This is a genomic window from Aquitalea sp. USM4 (assembly GCF_004328945.1).
Classification (GTDB): domain Bacteria; phylum Pseudomonadota; class Gammaproteobacteria; order Burkholderiales; family Chromobacteriaceae; genus Aquitalea; species Aquitalea pelogenes.
Genome location: NZ_CP029539.1, coordinates 219,927 through 237,351 on the forward strand (window position 1 = coordinate 219,927; position 17,425 = coordinate 237,351).

At 60.7% G+C, this 17,425-nt stretch carries 11 protein-coding genes; 9 read left to right on the forward strand and 2 right to left on the reverse strand.

Annotation, left to right across the window (positions count from 1 at the left end; genetic code table 11):
• Positions 1-58 precede the first annotated feature (58 nt).
• From DKK66_RS01020 to DKK66_RS01030, 3 genes are read left to right on the forward strand one after another with little or no spacing between them, the layout of a single operon-like run.
• A complete protein-coding gene (locus DKK66_RS01020; protein WP_131354737.1) occupies positions 59-3,250 on the forward strand; it encodes an efflux RND transporter permease subunit in 3,192 nt (1,063 codons plus the stop codon).
• 9 nt (positions 3,251-3,259) lie between these two features.
• Entirely contained in the window at positions 3,260-4,429 is a 1,170-nt protein-coding gene (locus DKK66_RS01025; protein ID WP_131354740.1) for an efflux RND transporter periplasmic adaptor subunit, read from the forward strand.
• Positions 4,430-4,432: 3 nt separating this feature from the next.
• A complete protein-coding gene (locus DKK66_RS01030) occupies positions 4,433-5,863 on the forward strand; it encodes an efflux transporter outer membrane subunit (RefSeq protein WP_131354743.1) in 1,431 nt (476 codons plus the stop codon).
• Between the two features lie 78 nt (positions 5,864-5,941).
• On the opposite strand, the gene DKK66_RS01035 is transcribed toward DKK66_RS01030, so the two are convergent.
• Together DKK66_RS01035 and DKK66_RS01040 are read right to left on the reverse strand one after the other, a co-directional pair.
• Entirely contained in the window at positions 5,942-6,598 is a 657-nt protein-coding gene (locus DKK66_RS01035) for a hypothetical protein (RefSeq protein WP_131354746.1), read from the reverse strand.
• A gap of 169 nt (positions 6,599-6,767) precedes the next feature.
• The gene (locus DKK66_RS01040) at positions 6,768-11,579 is read right to left on the reverse strand and encodes an NAD-glutamate dehydrogenase (RefSeq protein ID WP_131354749.1); all 4,812 of its coding nucleotides are present in this window, start codon (positions 11,577-11,579) and stop codon (positions 6,768-6,770) included.
• Between the two features lie 518 nt (positions 11,580-12,097).
• On the opposite strand from DKK66_RS01040, the gene DKK66_RS01045 reads away from it, so the two are divergent.
• The 6 genes from DKK66_RS01045 to DKK66_RS01070 all read left to right on the forward strand — a co-directional run bounded on the left by DKK66_RS01045 (position 12,098) and on the right by DKK66_RS01070 (position 17,177).
• Positions 12,098-12,862 (forward strand): ABC transporter substrate-binding protein, encoded by a 765-nt coding sequence (locus tag DKK66_RS01045; protein WP_045848083.1) that lies wholly within the window; start codon positions 12,098-12,100, stop codon positions 12,860-12,862.
• 96 nt (positions 12,863-12,958) lie between these two features.
• Complete coding sequence (locus tag DKK66_RS01050) at positions 12,959-13,723, forward strand: ABC transporter substrate-binding protein (RefSeq protein WP_131354752.1); 765 nt, start codon at positions 12,959-12,961, stop codon at positions 13,721-13,723.
• Positions 13,724-13,790: 67 nt separating this feature from the next.
• The gene (locus DKK66_RS01055) at positions 13,791-14,480 is read left to right on the forward strand and encodes an ABC transporter permease (protein WP_045848081.1); all 690 of its coding nucleotides are present in this window, start codon (positions 13,791-13,793) and stop codon (positions 14,478-14,480) included.
• Positions 14,477-15,208, forward strand: a complete 732-nt coding sequence (locus DKK66_RS01060) for an ABC transporter permease (protein ID WP_045848080.1) — start codon at positions 14,477-14,479, stop codon at positions 15,206-15,208. The genes DKK66_RS01055 and DKK66_RS01060 overlap by 4 nt, the downstream gene beginning before the upstream one ends.
• Positions 15,209-15,301: 93 nt before the next feature.
• Positions 15,302-16,099 (forward strand): ABC transporter ATP-binding protein, encoded by a 798-nt coding sequence (locus DKK66_RS01065; protein ID WP_131354755.1) that lies wholly within the window; start codon positions 15,302-15,304, stop codon positions 16,097-16,099.
• Positions 16,100-16,199: 100 nt separating this feature from the next.
• Positions 16,200-17,177 carry a GlxA family transcriptional regulator gene (locus DKK66_RS01070; protein ID WP_045848091.1) on the forward strand — a complete coding sequence of 326 codons (978 nt, stop codon included), beginning with the start codon at positions 16,200-16,202 and terminating at the stop codon, positions 17,175-17,177.
• The last annotated feature ends 248 nt before the right edge of the window (positions 17,178-17,425 follow it).

The window sequence follows — 17,425 nt, forward strand, 5'->3', positions numbered from 1 at the left end:
CCAGCAACAACAAGCCGGGCACGCGGACCGGTCACAGGCAGGAAGGCAGTTTTCCCCGATGTGGATTGTTGAAACGGCGCTGCGCCGACCTTACACCTTTATCGTGATGGCCATTGTCATTGTGCTGGCCAGCGTGCTGGCGCTGCTGCGCACCCCGGTGGATGTGCTGCCGGAAATCGACATCCCGGTCATCAGCGTAATCTGGGGTTACAACGGCCTGGCACCGCAGCAAATGGCCGACCGCATCACCCAGTCCAACGAGCGCATCCTCACCACCACGGTGAATGACATCGAGCATATCGAGTCGCAGTCGCTCAACGGCATTGCGGTGATCAAGATTTTCTTCCAGCCCAACGTCAATATCCAGACCGCCATTGCCCAGGTGGTATCGGTATCGCAGGCGGTGGTACGGCAGATGCCCACCGGCACTACCGCACCGCTGGTGATCAAGTACACCGCTTCCAGCGTGCCGGTGGTGCAACTGGGCATGTCCAGCAAGACCTTGTCCGAACAGGATGTGTTCGATGCCGCGGTCAATACCCTGCGCCCGCAACTGGTGACCATTCCCGGCGTGGCCATTCCCTACCCTTACGGCGGCAAGGTGCGCCTGCTGTCGGTGGATCTGGACCTGGCCGCCATTACCGCCAAGGGCATGACGCCGGCCAATGTGGTGAATGCCATCAGCAGCCAGAACCTGATCCTGCCAGCAGGTACTGCCAAGCTGGGTGATACCGAATTCAATATCGGCCTGAACGGTTCGCCCACCACCATTGCCGGGCTGAACAATATTCCGGTGCGCAGCAGCAATGGGGCCACCACCTATCTGGGCGAGGTGGCGCATGTGCGGGACGGCTATTCGCCGCAAACCAATATCGTGCGGCAGAACGGCCAGCGCGGCTTGTTGCTGTCGGTGTACAAGAACGGCGGCGCATCCACGCTCAGCGTGGTGGACAATCTGAAAAGCCTGCTGCCTTCGGTCACGCCCTTGCTGCCCAAGGGTATTGAAGTGTCGCTGCTGGCGGATCAGTCGGTATTCGTGAAAACCGCCGTAGAAGGCGTGGTGCACGAGGCGCTGATTGCCGCCGCGCTGACCGCCTTCATGCTGCTGCTGTTTCTGGGCAACTGGCGCACCACGTCCATCATTGCCATCTCCATTCCCTTGTCGATTTTTTCCTCGGTGATTCTGCTTCACGCAGTGGGTGAAACCATCAATGTGATGACACTGGGCGGCCTCGCGCTGGCAGTGGGCATTCTGGTGGACGATGCCACGGTGACCATCGAAAACATCGAACGCCATCTGCACATGGGTTCGGACCTGCACACCGCCATTCTGGAAGGTGCCGGGGAAATTGCCATTCCGGCCTTTGTGGCCACGCTGTGCATCTGCATCGTGTTTGTGCCGATGTTCTTTCTGGAGGGCGTGGCGCGCTATCTGTTCGTGCCGCTGGCCGAGGCAGTGGTGTTTGCCATGCTGGCCTCCTACCTGCTGTCGCGTACGCTGGTGCCCACGCTGGCGCTGTTATTGATGGGCCATCAGGGCCGCAGCGGCCGGGTGACGGCCTGGATTCACCATGTACATGAGCGTTTCAACCATCAGTTTGAAAAACTGCGCAGCGTGTATGTGCTGTTGCTCAGCCACCTGCTGACCCACCGTCGACGCTTTCTGGCCGGGTTTCTTGGTTTCTGCCTGCTGTCCTGCGGCCTGTACCTGCTACTGGGGCGCGACCTGTTCCCCACCGTGGATACCGGCCAGATCAAGCTGCACATGCGCGCGCCCACCGGCACCCGCATCGAAAACACCGCCAGGCTGGCCGATGGCGTGGACAATGCCTTGCGGGAAATCATTCCGGCGAATGAGCTGGACACCATCATCGACAATATCGGTCTGCCCTATTCCGGTATAAACCTGTCCTACAGCAACTCCGGCACCATCGGCACGCTGGATGCGGACATCCTGATTTCGCTGAAACCAGGCCATCAGCCAAGTGCCGATTACATCGAAAAAATTCCATCGCTGCTGGCCAAACGCTTTCCGGGGGTGGAGTTCTTCTTCCAGCCGGCCGATATCGTTACCCAGATTCTCAACTTCGGCACCCCATCAGCCATTGACGTGCAGATTTACGGCAAGAACATGGCGCAGAACCACGCCTTTGCCGTGCAGCTGGCCGACCGTATCAAGCAGATCAACGGCGCAGTGGATGTCCATGTCCATCAACGCATGGATGCACCGTCGCTCAAGCTGGACATGGACCGCACCCGCCTGCAGGGCATGGGGCTGAATGCGGTCGATGTGGCACAAAACCTGTTGTTGCCGCTGTCCGGCAGCCAGCAGACCCAGCCCACCTTCTGGCTGAACCCGGCCAATAGCGTGGTGTACAACATGCAGGCGCAAACCCCGCAATACCGCATCAACGGGCTGGATGAGCTGCTGCAACTGCCGGTCAACCCGGCTGGCGTCAACGGCAGCACGCCACAGCAGCTGGGTAATCTGGTGCGTGTCAGCCCCGGCCGCGAGGCCGCCATTGTCAGCCGCTACAATATCCAGCCGGCGGTGGACATCTACGCCAATGTGCGCGGGCGCGACCTGGGCGCGGTGGCCAGCAAAATCCAGCAGCTGATCCGCCAGAGCGAGGCCGGGCTGCCCAAGGGCAGCAAGATCAGCCTGCGCGGCCAGGTGGAAACCATGCAGTCCTCCTATACCGGGCTGGGCCTGGGCATTCTGGGTGCCATCGTGCTGGTTTACCTGCTTATCGTGGTGAACTTCCAGTCCTGGCTGGACCCCTTCATCATCATTACCGCCCTGCCCGCAGCACTGGCAGGCATTGCCTGGATGCTGATACTGACCGGCACCAACCTGAGCGTACCGGCATTGACCGGGGCCATCATGACCATGGGCGTGGCCACCGCCAACAGCATTCTGGTGGTGTCTTTTGCCCGTCAGCGCCTGCATGAAGGCCTGCCGCCGCTGTCCGCCGCGCTGGAAGCCGGGGCCACCCGCCTGCGCCCGGTGCTGATGACGGCACTGGCGATGATCATCGGCATGATTCCGATGGCGATCGGCATTGGCGACGGCTCGGAACAAAACGCACCGCTGGGCCGGGCCGTCATTGGCGGCCTGCTGTTTGCCACCGTCTCCACCCTGCTCTTCGTCCCGGTGGTGTTTGCCAGCTTCCACAGCTATCTGGCCAGACGCCGCGCAGCCGTCAACACCCCGGATGACGCAAACCCTACTACGCCTGAAGCAGCCTAGGACAACACCATGACCGATCAGCGCCATGCCAATCAGGGCGTGCCAGCCTTCCACCACGACCCCCTCCCCGGCCTTGACGGCCGCGACAAGGTGGCGCGCCGCGCCCGCACCGTCACCATCATCATCGTACTGCTGTTGCTGGCCGGGCTGGGCCGCACCTTGCTGGCCCGCCAGGCCAATGCCGACACGCTGGCAAAACAGGCCAGCCAGAGTGCCATCCAGCAGGTACGGGTGGTGCAGGCGCAGAACAATCGCCACGACAACCGGCTGACCTTGCCGGCCACGCTGCAAGGCATGCGCGAGGCACTGGTGTATGCGCGCGGCAGCGGTTACGTCAGACAATGGTTCAAGGACATCGGCCAGCCGGTGAAAAAGGGCGAGCTGCTGGCGGTGCTGGACACCCCGGACATCGACAAGCAAGTAGAGGAAGCCGCCGCCAGCCATGCACTGGCGCGTAACGCCTATCAGCGCTGGAGCCGCTTGCGCGCGCAGGATGCGGTTTCCCAGCAGGAGCTGGATGAAAAAACCGCCGCCTTCCAGCAAAGCCAGGCCACGCTGAAACGGCTGCGCGACCAGCAGGACTTCGGCCGCATCGTGGCACCGTTTGACGGCATCGTCACCAAACGCAATATCGACAACGGCAGTCTGGTCAATGCCGGCAATGGCGGCAGCGGCCAGTCGCTGTTCAGCGTGGCGCAGGTGGACCAGCTGCACCTGTACGTCTACCTGCCACAAGACCGTGCCAACCAGGTCAAGGTGGGCGACCCGGTGGACATCACACTGACCGAGGGCGGCAAGCCGCTTGCAGGCAAGGTCGCCCGCACTGCCGGTGCCATCGATCCGGCCAGCCGCACCCTGCAGGTCGAGGTAGTCCTGCCCAATGCCCAGCACCAGTTGCTGCCCGGCCAGTATGTGGAAGCCAGCTTCAAGCTCAAGAGCCCCGCCGGGCTGACCCTGCCCACCAATACCCTGGTATTCGGCCCCGAGGGCAGCCAGGTGGCCGTGGTGGACGAACACAACAAGGTAAGACTGCAAAAAGTGGCACTGGGGACAGACTATGGCAAGGACATTGCCATCAAGGCCGGGCTGAGCGGCAAGGAGCGCATCATCCTGAATCCGTCCGATGCCATCCACAACGGCCAGAGCGTGGCCATTGTCGCCAGCGACAAGGGTGAGTGAGCCATGCGCGCCTTCCTTACCCCGCTGGCTGGCACCAGCTTGCTGCTGACGCTGGCCGGCTGCGCGGCCATCGGACCGGACTACCGCACCCCGGCCATCAGTGACATGCCCACCAGCTGGCAAGGCAGCGGGCAGTGGCAAGCAGCCCAGCCAGCCGACCAGCAGGCCAAACAGCCCTGGTGGCAACAGTTTGGCGATGCCACGCTCAACCGGCTGGAAGCCGACTGCATGGCCGGCAATGCCAGCCTGAAACTGGCACTGGCCCGCCTGCAACAGGCCCAGGCCCAGGCTGGCATCCATGCCGCAGCCACCCTGCCCGCTGTCAGCACTGGTGCCAGCGTCAGCCGCACACGCATTTCGGCCGACCGTCCCCTCACCAATTACCAGTCCACCAATAGCAGCACCATCCAGAACGATTACAAGCCCACGCTGAATGTGAGCTACGAATTCGACTGGCTGGGCCGGGTTCGCCGTGACGTGGAAAGCGCCCGCGCCAGCGCCGCGCAAAGCCAGGCCGACAGCGAAAACGTGCGCCTGCTGCTGAGTGCGCAACTGGCCACGGCCTATTTCCAGCTGCGCCAGCTGGATGAGGAAAGTGCCCTGCTGCGGCAATCCATCAGCCTGCAGCAAAAAGTGCTGCAACTGACTGAAATCCGCCATCGAGAAGGGCTGGACGCCGCCGGTGCACTGGCCACCCAGCAAGCCAGCCTGCAAGCGGCGCAGGCCCAGCTAAGCCTGCTGGGCAACCAGCGCCAGCAGCAGCAGGACTTGCTGGCCACCCTGAGCGGCCATCCGGCCAGCAGTTTCCAGCTGGGTGCAGCGAGCCTGCCGGCCCGCCTGCCCGTCATTCCAGCGGGCGTTCCGGCCGATCTGCTGCAACGCCGCCCGGACATTGCTGCCGCCGAACGCGCGATGGCCGCCGCCAATGCGCAAATCGGCGTGGCCAAGGCCGCCTGGTTCCCGCAGCTCACGCTGTCGCCCACCTATATCGGTTATGAATCCGCCCAGCTGGCGCGGCTGGTTTCCGCACCGGCCCTGGTATGGTCGCTGGGCCTGCAAGCAGGCCAGACCCTGTTTGACAATGGCAAGACCCGCGCCGGGGTGGACTACGCCGAGGCTGGTTATCAGGCCGCTGCCAGCAGTTATCGCCAGACAGTCTTGCAGGCCATCCAGGAAACACAGGACGCACTATCCACCCTGCAAGGGCTAGACCAGGCCAGCACGCAGCAAGGCGACGCAGTCAGCAGCCAGCAGCACGCCTACGACATTTCCCTGTTGCGCTATCGCGAAGGGCTGGATAACGCGCTGACGCTGGCCATCAACCAGCAAAGCCTGCTTGGCGCACAACGCCTGCAAACCCAGCTGCATGGCAGCCAGTTTGTCTGGAGTGTCAATCTGATCAAGGCGCTGGGCGGAAGCTGGCAGGCGCAGTGAAGCCGGACGGTCCTGGCCGCGCCCATGAAAAAACCCCGCACATCGAGGCGGGGTTTTTTCATGGGCGCGGCCGCAGCTTCAGGCAGTCACGCGCAAGTCCTGCAGGCCGTCCTCGGCCGGGACATCCACATAGCGGACCAGGCCCGGCAAGTCGTCCGGCAAGGCTGTTGTCGCCGCGGCACCTTCCAGCAGCGCCAGCACCGGCTGCAACACCACACGGCGCAGCAGGCCTTCGTCGGTGCTCAGCGCATCCAGTCGCAGGCTGTAGGTCCATTCATCGCCAAACGGCGATTCGTCATCTTCCCAGCGCAGCAGGCGGCCAGCCTGATTCAGCCAGGGCTGCCAGCCGGTGGCGGGGAAGCCGACGTAGGCGTCGTAATCGAAGCTGAACTCACAGGTCCAGTGCGCAATGTGCAGCACCGGGCCCAGCGGCTCCGCCCCTGCACCCGGACCAACACGTGGCACGCCGTCGCCCGCCAGGCTGATCTGGAAATTCAGGAAGGCGACGATAGTGTCCTTGCGCTTTTTCTTTTGCAGCAGCGGCAGGCTGCAGCACAGCGCCTGGCGGGATTCGCCGCGCTTTTGCTGTTCGGTCAGCGGCTTGCCCACGGTGCACAGTCCGCTGGCCGGCAAGGCCTGCTGCAGTAGTTCGATCAGCGCCTGTTCCAGTTGCTTGGCATGGCGCCAGGCTTGCTCTGCTTCCCGAGCGGAGGCGTCGGCCTGTGTGTTCTGCATCTTGTCATTCCAGTCTGTTCGGCATGATGGATGCCGGAGTCAAGTGCGGATGATAGCCGGATTTGCCTGCTGCCGTCCGCCGCTTCTCATCAAACCCGGCGCATTTTGTGCTGATCACCATAAAAAAACCGGCCCTTGAGGGCCGGTTTGATATTGCAATACTGACAGATCAGGCCAGCAGGTGATTGTTGAGCTCGCGCATACCGGCAGACAGCATGGCCAGGTCCAGCACGCTGAAGGACTGCAGCTCGGCAAACATCTGGTAGCACAGTTCCAGCTCGCCACGACGCTTGCTCAGCCAGGCATCGGCAAAAGCCTTGTCGCCGATGGCTTCGCTGAGGGCCAGCTTGGCCAGCTTGCGATGCAGGCGGTACAGGTCGTCACGCAGCGCGGAACGGGCCAGCGACTGCCAGCGGTTGTCGCGCGGCAGGCCGGTAATGGCGTCACGCAGCCAGTCCAGTTGCAGGGTGCGACCCAGCTGGAAGTAGTTCTGTGCCACTTCGTCCTGCGACAGTTCGCCGCCTTCGCTGATTTCGATGATGTCCATCAGCGGTACGGCAAACTCCAGACGCGCCAGCACGCGGGCCAGTTCCTGCGGCATGTTCGGCAGGCTCAGGCGGGCTTCCAGCTCGGCCACGGCCGGGTACTGTCTGGCATCCACCAGTGCCGGCAGACGTGCCAGCAGTTCCTGTACCTTGCCGGCGTACTGTTCGATCACGGCATTCACCGAGGTGAACGGACGCTTGTTGCGCAGCACCCAGCGGGTGACGCGTTCGATCAGGGTACGCACCAGCACCATCATCTGCATTTGCTGGTCGGCCGGAATCAGGTTGTCCAGCGCTTCGATCTGGCCCCACAGGTTTTCCGCATCAAACACGCGGCTGGCAATCCACCAGGCGCGGGCGATGTCGGCCGCGGAGAACGGCGACTCTTCCTGCAGGCGGAACACGAAGGTGGTGCCCATGCGGTTGATGATCTGGTTGGCCAGCTGGTTGGCGATGATTTCGCGACGCAGCTGATGCTGTTCCATCTGCTTGCCAAAGCGCTGTTGCAGCGGTTTGGGGAAGTAGTTCACCAGCACCGGCAGGAAGTCGGCATCGTCCGGCACATCGGTAGCCAGAATGGCCTGATCCAGCGAAATCTTGCTGTACGCCAGCAATACGGCGATTTCCGGCACGGTGAGACCCTGACGCGCCAGACGGCGTTCGTTGATCTGGGTATCGGACGGCAGGTATTCGATTTCGCGGTTCAGTTCGCCCGTCTTTTCCATGTGCGCAATCATGCGGGCATGGGTGGACAGCATGGAGGCAGCCTCCAGACGCTTGATGGCCAGCACCTGGGTTTGCAGCACGTTGTTGCGCAACACCAGATGACCCACCTCTTCGGTCATTTCGGCCAGCAGTTCATTACGCTGTTTCAGCGTCATGTCACCGGCCTGCATCACCGCGCCCAGCAGGATCTTGATGTTGACTTCGTGGTCGGAGCAATCCACACCAGCGGAGTTGTCGATGGCGTCGGTGGCGATACGGCCGCCGCACAGCGCGAATTCGACACGGCCCAGCTGGGTGCAGGTCAGGTTACCGCCTTCGGCCACCACGCGGGCTTGCAGTTCGTTGCCATTGACACGTACCGGATCGCAAGCGCGGTCGCGGGCGTCGGCATGGCTCTGAGTGGAAGCCTTGATGTAAGTACCGATACCGCCGTTGTACAGCAGGTCGATCTTGGCCTTGAGGATTTCATGGATCAGCTCGTTCGGCGCCATGTGGTCCTTGTCGGTTTCCAGCCAGGCCTTGACTTCAGGCGACAGCGGAATGGACTTGGCCGAGCGCTCGAAAATGCCACCACCCTTGGAAATCAGCTCGCGGTTGTAATCTGCCCAGCTGGAACGCGGCAGATTGAACAGGCGGGCACGTTCGGCAAAGCTGGTCTTGGCGTCCGGAGTCGGGTCCAGGAAGATGTGCAGGTGGTTGAACGCAGCCTTCAGGCAGATGTGTTCGGACAGCAGCATGCCGTTGCCGAATACGTCGCCAGCCATGTCGCCAATGCCGATCACGGTGAAATCCTGCTCCTGGGTGTTGATGCCCAGATGGCGGAAGTGGCGCTTGACCGATTCCCAGGCACCGCGGGCGGTAATGCCCATGCCCTTGTGGTCGTAACCGGCGGAACCACCGGAAGCAAAGGCGTCACCCAGCCAGAAGCCGTAGGATTCGGAAATGCCGTTGGCGATGTCAGAGAAGGTTGCAGTGCCCTTGTCGGCAGCCACCACCAGGTACGGATCATCCGGGTCCAGACGGCGCACGTCCTTGGGCGGAATGATCTGGCCGGTCACCAGGTTGTCGGTGACATCCAGCAGCGCGGAGATGAAGATCTTGTAGCAGGCGATGCCTTCAGCCAGGAAGGCTTCGCGGTCGCTCGGTGCCGGCAGTTGCTTGCCAACAAAGCCACCCTTGGAACCCATCGGCACGATGACGGAGTTCTTCACCATCTGTGCTTTCACCAGGCCCAGCACTTCGGTACGGAAGTCTTCCATGCGGTCGGACCAGCGCAGGCCGCCACGCGCTACCTTGGAGCCGCGCAGGTGCACGCCTTCCACACGCGGGCTGTACACCCAGATTTCAAACATCGGGCGCGGCTGCGGCAGGAAGGGAATCAGGTTGGATTCCAGCTTGAAGGACATATAGGACTTGAACTGGCCGTCGGCATCCTTCTGCCAGAAGTTGGTGCGGCGGGTAGCCAGAATCACGGCCAGGAAGCCGTTGAGGATGCGGTCTTCATCCAGGTTGGCCACATTGTCCAGCAGCTCTTTCACTTCGGCCAGCAGGGCATCAGCGCGGGCGTCGTCGGCATTCACCGGGTCCAGGCGGGCCACGAACAGCGCCACCAGACGACGGGTGATTTCCGGGTAGTTGGCCACGCACTGTTCCAGATAGTTCTGGCTGAAGGTGAGGCCCCCCTGACGCAGGTACTTGGCCAGTGCACGCACCAGCGAGATTTCACGCCAGTCCAGGCCGGCAATCAGCGCCAGACGGTTGAAGCCGTCGTTTTCGCAACGCTTGGCAAATACCTGGGACAGCAGTTCCTGGAAATCTTTCTGTACCGCTTCGCTGGACATCTGTTCGAAGAAGGCCCCCACGTCCAGGCCAAAGTCGCTGATCCACACCGCAGAGCCGTCTTCACGCTCGACACGGTACGGATGCTCGTCGCGTACCTTGACGCCCATGTTTTCCAGAATCGGCAGGCTGGCGGACAGGCTCATCGGCTCGCCTTCGCGGAACAGCTTCAGGTTGAATGCCTGGTTGCCGCGATGGAAAGGACGGTACAGCTTCATGGCCAGCGGGTTGCTGGCAGACACGGATTCCAGCAATTGCACGTCCAGCACTGCATTACGTACGGCAAACTCTTCGCGGTACGCCACCGGGAAGGCGGTGCGGTAGCGATTGAACAGCAGGTTGCCGGCTTCTTCGCCATGCACTTCCACCAGTTGCTGGTGCATTTCTTCCACCCAGCCACGTACCAGACGGGCGATTTCCGCCTCGATGTCGGATTCGCGGAAGGCCGGCAGCTTGGAGGCGTTGGTGCGGATGATGTAATGCACGCGTGCCAGCGAGCTGTCGCTGATCTGCACGCTGAATTCTGCCGAGCTGCCATTGAAGGCAGTCATCAGCACCTTCTCGATTTTCAGGCGCACTTCGGTATTGAAGCTGTCACGCGGCACGTATACCAGGCTGCTGACATAGCGGTGGTAGCGGTCCTTGCGCACGAACAGGCGCACGCGCGGGCGCTCTTGCAGGCTGACAATGCCTTCGGCGATCGGGCCCAGCACATCGGCCGGAATTTCAAACAGCTCGTCACGCGGATAGCTTTCCAGCACGAAACCCAGAGTCTTGGCCTTGTAGCTGTCGTCCACGTAGTCGCAGTTGGCCACCACGCTGGCCACTTTCTGACGCACCAGCGGAATGTCTTTCGGCGAAGCCTGATAGGCACCGGCGGTATACAGGCCGAGGAAGCGGCGCTCGCCGATCACTTCGCCCTTGTCGTTGAAGCGCTTGATGCCGACAAAGTCGACATAGGCCGGGCGGTGGATGATGGAGCGGGTTTGCGATTTGTTCAGGATGATCAGCTGCGGCAGGTGCGCCAGTTCGCGCAGTTCTTGCGGCAGGGTTTCAAAGCTGGCGGAGTATTCCTTGTCACCCTGGTCGCGCAGGATACCGAGGCCGGAATCCTTGACGATCTTCAGGCTGTCCTTGCCATCACGCTTGACCAGGTCGTAGTCGCAATAGCCCATGAACAGGAAGTGGTTGGCTGCCATCCAGCCCAGGAAATCCACGGCTTCCTTGGCTTCCGCCGCGCGTTCGCCCTTCACCTTGCCCAGGTCCTTGCCGATGTCGCCCACCACGGCGCGCATTTTCGGCTCGTCGCTCACCACCAGACGGATGTCGGCAATGATGCGGTTCAGCTCGGCTTCCAGCTTTTGCAGGGTGGCGGCATCGCTGACGCGGTCGATCTGCACGTGGATGAAGGATTCCAGCGGCAGGCTGCGGTCTTGCGTGCGTTTTACTTCCAGCAGGTTGCCGTTCTTGTCGCGACCAACCGACAACACCGGGTGCACCAGGAGGTGCAGATTGATGTTGTAGCGCGACAGCAGCATGGAAATGGAGTCGATCAGGAAAGGCATGTCGTCGTTGACGACTTCAATCACCGAATGGGTGCTTTGCCAGCCATCACGCTCGAAATCGGGAGTATAGATACGCACCTTGTGCTGGCCGGGGTTACGCTTGCGCGCGAACTCGAAATGGGCCAGTGCAGCACCGAACAGATCCAGCGAGGAAAACTGGCGCAGGTCGGCATGCTCGGTTTCTTCAAAGTAGATCGGGAAGAATCCGGCGAGTTGTGGTGTCTCCTTGGGTGAAAGCTTGCTCTCGGCAACGGCCTGAATATCGGCAATCAGGCTCGCCAGTTCGGTCTTGTTGGTAAGCGACATGGGGCTTCTCTTGTTGTATGCACGGTTTGTGTCGGGGCATTGTAGTAAGCCCGCTACCAGCGGGATTTCCTTAATGCGACATCGACTTACAGAAAGATGGGATGCAGTGCAGCATGAAAAACCGGCAGCCACTGCACTACTGGTTTTTCTCCCACTATTTGCCTTATAGCAATGCGACGGCCAATTACAAAAAGGCCGTGACAGCCTACATTGTATACAATCCGACAATCAAGTTATAAGTGACTGATTTTGATGACGTTTCACAAGAGTTACAAACTGGCGTAGAATGCGCCCCTTCGCAATTTGTTGCTATCCGCGCCAAATGCGACTGATTGTTGGGCAGGGAGTTTCCGTGCCACCATTGCCTGGCGTCTTCACAGGAGGCGCATGCAGGCATAACAACAACAGGTTCCGGCCGCGCTGCCCAGGCAGCCATCCCATCCGCGCCGGGTTTACAAAGTAAGACCACGGGAACAAGCAGCACGCTTGCTCCCTGCATGCGAGAAGCAGAGACACATATGAAGAAGGTTATTTTTGCGGCTGCAGTTGCAGTCAGCCTGTCCGGTTTTGCCAGTCACGCAGAAACCATCCGCTTTGGTGTAGACCTCAACTACCCGCCGTTCTCCAAGCAAGGTGCTGATGGCAAGCCGGAAGGTTTCGACATCGACATGGCCCAGGCCCTGTGTACCGCCATGAAGGTGAGCTGCCAGATCGTGCCGCAAGACTGGGACGGCCTGATTCCCGCACTGAATGCCAACAAGTTCGACGCCATCCTGTCTTCGATGCAAATCACCGAAGAGCGCAAGAAGGCCGTCGACTTCAGCAACAAGTACTACAACATCGCCAGCCGCATCGTGGCCAAGAGCAACACCCAGGTGTCGCAAACTTCCTTCAAGGGCAAGAAGATCGGCGTGCTGCGTGCGTCCACCCAGGAAAAGTTTGCCCGTGACTTCTGGGGCAAGAACGGTGCCACCATCGTGGCTTACACCAAATCCCCTGAATCCTTCCTCGACCTGAAAGCCGGCCGTGTTGATGCCGTCTTTGTCGATGGCGCAGTGGGCGAGCAGGAATTCCTCAAGACCGACGGTGGCAAGGGCTACGCCTTTGTCGGCCCCAACTACGCCGACGTGAAGTACTTCGGCCTGGGCGCCGGCATTGCCGTGAAAAAGGGCAACCAGGCTCTGGCCACGCGCATCAACAAGGCCATCGAGCAGATCCGCAAGGATGGCAGCTACAAGAAAGTACAGGACAAGTACTTCCACTTTGACGTCTACGGCGGCTAAGCCCGGCACGTCTGCTGCATAGTCCAGCTTGCGCCGGCAGCCAGCCTGTCGGCGCACAGGACCACACATCCAACAAAAAGACCTACCGGAGAAACCATGTTCAAGTCCCTCATGGTGCTGGGCGCGTGCGCGCTCGGCATGGCTGCTGCTGCCCAAGGCGAAACCCTGCGCTTTGCCACCGATGCCAGTTACCCGCCGTTTTCCCAACAAGGCCCGGACGGCAAGATGAAGGGCTTCGACCCGGATATCGCCCAGGCCCTGTGTTCTGCCATGAAAGTGACCTGCGAAGTGGTGCCGCAGGACTTCGACGGCATCATCCCTGCCCTGCAGGCACGCAAGTTCGACGCCATCATCGCCTCGATGAACATCACCGAAGAGCGCAAGAAGGTCGTCAGCTTCTCCAACAAGTACTACAACATGCCCAGCCGTCTGGTAGCCAAACAAGGCAGCCAGATCAACGATGCCTGGTTCAAGGGCAAGAAGATTGGCGTATTGCGTTCTTCCATCCAGGAAAAATACGCCCGTGACAACTGGGTGAAGCTGGGCGCGAAACTGGTGTCCTATGCCAAGGCACCGGAATCCTTCCTCGACCTGAAAGCCGGGCGTGTGGATGCCAGCTTTGTCGATGCCGCCGTGGGTGAGTCCGACTTCATCAAGACACCGGCGGGCAAGGGTTACGCCTTTGCCGGGCCGGAGTACAACGAGGTGAAGTACTTCGGTGAAGGCGCAGCCGTAGCGGTGCGCAAATCGGACGCTGCCTTGCTGGCCCGCATCAACAAGGCCTTGCAGCAGATTCGTGCCGACGGTAGCTACGACAAGATCCAGAAGAAGTATTTCAGCTTCGACATCTACGGCAAATAAACCGTCATGGTGGCGCGGGCGGGCAGTCGTCCGCGCCGTCCCTTCCCGGGAAACACAGGGGTAGTACATGTTTTTACACGGATATCTTCCCAGCATCCTCGATGGAGCGGTGCTGACACTGAAACTGGCGGCGGCATCGCTGGCGGTTTCCGTCGTACTGGGCCTGGTCGGTGCCATGTTCAAGATGGCCCCGTCCAAACCCTTGCGCACACTGGCCGAGCTTTACTCCACCGTGGTGCGTGGTGTGCCGGACCTGGTATGGATGTTCTTGCTGTTCTTCGGCGTGCAGATGCTGCTCAACGATGTGGCCGCCGCCATGGGCTGGGCCGCCCCGGACATCGACCCCTTCATTGCCGGGGTGCTGACACTGGGCTTCATCTTCGGTGCCTACATGACCGAAACCTTCCGCGGCGCCATCATGGCCGTGCCCAAGGGACAGATGGAAGCCGGTGCCGCCTACGGCATGGGGCCGCTGCGCATTTTCTGGCGCATCACCTTTCCGCAAATGGTGCGCTTTGCCCTGCCCAGCTTTACCAATAACTGGCTGGTACTGGTGAAGTCCACCGCGCTGGTCTCGGTGATCGGCCTGAATGACGTGATGTACCGCGCCGACGCGGCCAAGTCCAATACCCAGGAGCCGTTTACCGTCTACATGCTGGTAGCGGTGATCTTCCTGGTGATCACCAGCGTGTCCAACATCCTGCTGGGCATGCTGGAGCGTCGCTATTCCACCGGTCTGAAGGAGAACGGCCTGTGATCGACTTTCACCTTATCCTCGACAAATTGCCGGCCTTTCTGGGCGGGGCCGACGGTCAGCCACTGCTCAGCACCAGCGACGGCATCGTGATGACCCTGGAGCTGCTGGGCGCCTCCCTGCTGTTGGGCATGCTGCTGGCCATTCCGCTGGCGCTGGGCCGGGTGTCGAAAAACCGCCTGCTGTCGGGCAGCGTCTGGCTCTACACCTATGTATTCCGCGGCACGCCGCTGCTGGTGCAGCTGTTCATCATCTATTACGGCCTGTCGCAGTTTGATGCCGTACGCGAGAGCTGGCTGTGGCAATACCTGCAGGATGCCTGGTTCTGCGCCATTCTGGCCTTTACCCTGAACACTGCGGCCTACACCACCGAAATCATCGCCGGGCAGATCCGCACCACCCACTGGGGCGAAATAGAAGCCGCCCGCGCCATGGGCATGAGCAAATGGCTGATGATGCGCCGCATCGTCATTCCTTCCGCCCTGCGCCGCGCCCTGCCGGCCTACAGCAACGAAGTGATCATGATGATGCAAAGCACGGCGGTGGCCGGTCTGGTTACCCTGGCCGACATCACCGGGGTGGCACGCCGCATTTACAGCGATACCTATATGGCCTTCGAGCCCTTCCTGATTGCCGGGGCCATCTATCTGGTACTTACCTTTGTCTTTGTCTGGCTGTTCAAGCAGGCAGAGCAACGCTGGCTGGCCTATCTGGCCCCGCGCAAGCATTGACAGCGTGGGCAGCCACGCGGCTGCCTTCTTTCAGCAATGGCCGGCTGTCGGCATGACAGCGGCGCGATGAAACCTTATACAAGGGTTGCAAGCATGAAACACAACGACGCGGCACAAGCCACCGACATCAAACTGCGCGTGAGCGACCTGCATAAAAGCTATGGCAGCCACGAAGTGCTCAAGGGGGTATCCCTCACCGCCCATGCCGGTGACGTGATCAGCATCATCGGCTCCTCCGGCTCTGGCAAAAGTACCTTCCTGCGCTGCATCAACATGCTGGAACACCCCAATAGCGGGCAGATCCAGCTGGGCGGCGAAGAGCTGCAACTGGTACCGGACAAAAAAACCGGCGCACTGCGTGCCGCCAACCACAAGCAGCTGGAGCGCATCCGTACCCGGCTGGCCATGGTGTTCCAGCATTTCAACTTGTGGGCACACATGACGGTGCTGGAAAACATCATCGAAGCGCCCATCCATGTACTGGGCCTGTCGCGGGACGAGGCCATTACCCGCGCACGCAAGTATCTGGACAAGGTTGGCCTGAAAGACGTGGAAGGCAAATACCCGTCCCACATGTCCGGCGGCCAGCAGCAGCGTGTAGCCATCGCCCGCGCACTGGCCATGGAACCGGAAGTGATGCTGTTTGACGAACCGACTTCAGCACTGGACCCGGAACTGGTCGGCGAAGTATTGCGGGTGATGCAGGACCTGGCGCGCGAAGGCCGTACCATGGTGGTGGTGACCCACGAAATGGGCTTTGCCCGCGAAGTGTCCAACCACGTGATTTTCCTGCACAAAGGCAAGATCGAAGAACAAGGCAATCCGCGCGAAGTGCTGGCCAATCCGCAAAGCGAGCGGCTTGCACAATTCCTCTCCGGCAGTCTTAAATAAATCGTACAATGCCACACTGAAATAGCAGTGCCACGCCATCCACGGCATGGCCTGCTTTTTTGGTATAGTGCTCAACTTTTTTGCAAACATGGGTCAATCAATGCACGCTGCCAAACCGTTGCGCTACGGTTTTCTCCTGCTTCCGCACGCTTCCATGGCCGACTTTGCCATCGCCAGCGAAGTGCTGACCCGGGCCAATCAACTGGCCGAAAAAAAGCTGTACGAATTCTTGCCGCTGTCGCTCAATGGCCTGCCGGTTGCCATGTCCAATGGCTTGAAGCTGCCGGTGGACCTGCCACTGGCTTACGCGCCCAAGCTGGACGGCCTGTTCATCCTGGCGGACGACATCACCATTGATGTCAATCTGGACGAACTGCTCAAAAGCATCAGCGGCCTGCACACCGACAAGCTGCCCATTGCCGGCATTGGCTGCGGCAGTTACTGGATGGCCCGTGCCGGCTTGCTCAACGGCTTTCGCGCCACCATTCACTGGCAGGAAATCAGCCGTTTTACCGAGGAATTCCACGAGGTCATCGTTTCGTCCAACCTGTACGAAACCGATCGCTGCCGCATGAGCTGTGCCGGTGGTGCGGCCACACTGGATTTCATGCTGTCGCTGGTTGGCAATCAGCATGGCCATGAGTTCACTGCCCGCCTGTCAGAAATGTTCAGCATCGAACGCCTGCGTCCCGGCAACGAGCGTCAGCGCATTCCACTGGCCACCCGCATTGGCGGCAGCCAGCCCAAGCTGACCGAAGCCGTCAGCCTGATGGAAGCCAATATCGAAGAGCCGCTGACCACCGACGACATTGCCTATTATGTCGGGGTGTCACGTCGCCAGCTGGAACGCCTGTTCAAGCAGTACCTGAGCACCGTGCCGTCCAAATACTATCTGGAGCTGCGCCTGAGCCGCGCCCGCCAGTTGCTGCAGCAAACCAGCAAGTCCATCGTGCAAATCGGCCTGGCTTGCGGCTTCTCCAGCGGCCCGCACTTCTCCAGCACCTATCGCAATCACTTCGGCATCACCCCGCGCGAGGAACGTGCACAACGCACCCAGGTGGTGGTTGAGCCACGCTGACCCACCAGCGCCATACCTACCAAGCAAAAGAGCCGCAATGCGGCTCTTTTGCTTATTGTCCCTCTCGCTTTCTGAAAAGATAGTGAGGCCCCATTACAAGGCAAGGGCGGGGGGATAGGGAATAGATGGGAAGGCTGCGGAAACAAGCAGTAAGTCGAAAGGACCGGCTTGGCCGGGTCCGGCCAAATCGCACCGAATCACTTGTCAGCAGCCTGAAGAGCCGCAATGCGGCTCTTTTTGGTATTGAA

Coding starts and splice junctions, on each gene's coding strand:
- DKK66_RS01030 (WP_131354743.1), top strand. CDS start 4,433: ATGCGCGCCTTCCTTACCCCGCTGGCTGGCACCAGCTTGCTGCTGACG.
- DKK66_RS01050 (WP_131354752.1), top strand. CDS start 12,959: ATGTTCAAGTCCCTCATGGTGCTGGGCGCGTGCGCGCTCGGCATGGCT.
- DKK66_RS01045 (WP_045848083.1), top strand. CDS start 12,098: ATGAAGAAGGTTATTTTTGCGGCTGCAGTTGCAGTCAGCCTGTCCGGT.
- DKK66_RS01055 (WP_045848081.1), top strand. CDS start 13,791: ATGTTTTTACACGGATATCTTCCCAGCATCCTCGATGGAGCGGTGCTG.
- DKK66_RS01025 (WP_131354740.1), top strand. CDS start 3,260: ATGACCGATCAGCGCCATGCCAATCAGGGCGTGCCAGCCTTCCACCAC.
- DKK66_RS01070 (WP_045848091.1), top strand. CDS start 16,200: ATGCACGCTGCCAAACCGTTGCGCTACGGTTTTCTCCTGCTTCCGCAC.
- DKK66_RS01040 (WP_131354749.1), bottom strand. CDS start 11,579: ATGTCGCTTACCAACAAGACCGAACTGGCGAGCCTGATTGCCGATATT.
- DKK66_RS01035 (WP_131354746.1), bottom strand. CDS start 6,598: ATGCAGAACACACAGGCCGACGCCTCCGCTCGGGAAGCAGAGCAAGCC.
- DKK66_RS01020 (WP_131354737.1), top strand. CDS start 59: ATGTGGATTGTTGAAACGGCGCTGCGCCGACCTTACACCTTTATCGTG.
- DKK66_RS01065 (WP_131354755.1), top strand. CDS start 15,302: ATGAAACACAACGACGCGGCACAAGCCACCGACATCAAACTGCGCGTG.